At 44.7% G+C, this 1,817-nt stretch carries 1 protein-coding gene; it reads right to left on the minus strand.

The annotated features are described in order from the left end of the window. The coding region (locus tag DP116_RS28110) for an ATP-binding protein (protein WP_169158236.1) at nt 1-1,817 on the minus strand (1,817 nt) is incomplete at both ends.

Below are 1,817 nucleotides of genomic sequence, written 5' to 3' on the forward strand. Positions count from 1 at the left end.
AGGCCGTGGAGATGAGGGAGTAACGGAGTGAGGGAGTGAGGGAGAGACTTCTAATTTTGAATTGATTTGTTTCCCTTCCTGGGGTAAGTACAGTGTAAAAGTACTACCTTCCCCAAGACGACTGTGAAGTTTAATTTCTCCACCAAGAAGGCGGGTGATTTCGCGACTCACTGATAAGCCTAACCCCGTACCGCCATATCTGCGACTTGTGGTGCCATCAGCTTGTTGAAACGCCTCGAAAATTATCTTTTGCTTATCTGAAGCAATGCCAATGCCTGTATCGCTGACTGCAAATGCTATCACAGTTTGAGCACGATTCAAACTTTCCTGGTCATGACTCCAGCCTTGTGTTGTCACAAACACCTGCAAGCTGACTTCTCCACGATCTGTAAATTTAAAAGCATTGGCGAGGAGATTTTTCAAGACTTGTTGTAAGCGCTTTGGATCGGTGTAGATGCTTCTTGGCAGTTCGGGAGCGAAATTTATCGTGAAATTGAGTGCTTTATCAATCGCGACTTGTCGAAAAGTTCGCTCAATGTGTTCTTGTAATTCTGTAAGCAGCATCTGGTCTATGTCAATTGACATCGTTCCAGATTCGATTTTTGCTAGATCCAAAATGTCATTGATCAGCGTCAAAAGGTCGTTTCCTGACGAGTAAATCGTACGGCTATACTCAACTTGTTTTGCAGTCAGGTTTTTCTCAACGTTATCTGTTAGCAATTTCGCCAAAATCAATAAGCTATTTAGCGGTGTCCGCAATTCATGGGACATATTCGCCAAAAACTCAGACTTGTATTTTGACGAGAGTGCTAGTTGTTCGGCTTGCTCTTTTAAATCTAGGCTTGCTTGTTCAATTTCTTCATTTTTACGCTCAACTTCCTTGTTTTGCAAAGCTAATAATTCCGATCTTTCTTCTAGTTCCGCGTTCGTCTCTTGTAATTCTTCTTGCTGCTTCCTCAATAAATCCTCGGAGGCTTGCAGGGAATTTGCCTGTTCTTCTAGACGCTTGTTCGTTTCCCTGAGTTCGTTTTGCTGACTTTGTAACTCGTGTGCTAAAGACTGCGACTGTTTGAGTAACTCTTCAGTCCGCATACTGGCGGCGATGGTGTTTAATACAATCGCTATACTTTCAGTCAGTTGGTCGAAGAATGACAGATGAATTTCGTTAAAACGTCGGAATGAGGCTAGTTCAATCACTGCTGTGACTTGTCCTTCAAATAGGACAGGTAAGACAACAACATTGAGCGGAGTTGCTTCGCCTAAGCCAGAACCAATTTTGACATAATCTTGCGGTACCTCCGTCAGCAGAATACGTTCTTTTTCTAAAGCTGATTGTCCGACCAAACCTTCACCCAAGTAGAAGCGGTTCGCAAGTTGCTTGCGCTCACGGTAAGCATAGCTAGTGAGTAATTTTAAATACTGTATTTTATCCGCGTTTTCCATGATAAAGAACACGCCATGCGAAGCCCCCACAAGCGGTGCTAATTCGGAGAGTATTAGTTTAGACACCGTTTCTAAGTCACGCTGACCTTGAAGCATGCGGGTGAACTTGGCGAGGTTCGTTTTCAACCAGTCTTGTTCAGTGTTTTTCTGCGTTGTCTCGCGCAGGTTGGCAATCATTTGGTTGATGTAGTCTTTAAGCATGGCGACTTCACCTTGCGCCTCGACGGAAATTGACCGCGTTAAGTCGCCTTTGGTGACAGCAGTTGCGACTTCGGCGATCGCCCGCAACTGAGTCGTCAGGGTAGCAGCCAGTTCATTCACATTATCTGTCAAATCTTTCCAAGTTCCCGCAGCCCCCGGCACTTTCGCTTGTC

Source organism: Brasilonema bromeliae SPC951 (genome assembly GCF_012912135.1).
GTDB lineage: Bacteria > Cyanobacteriota > Cyanobacteriia > Cyanobacteriales > Nostocaceae > Brasilonema > Brasilonema bromeliae.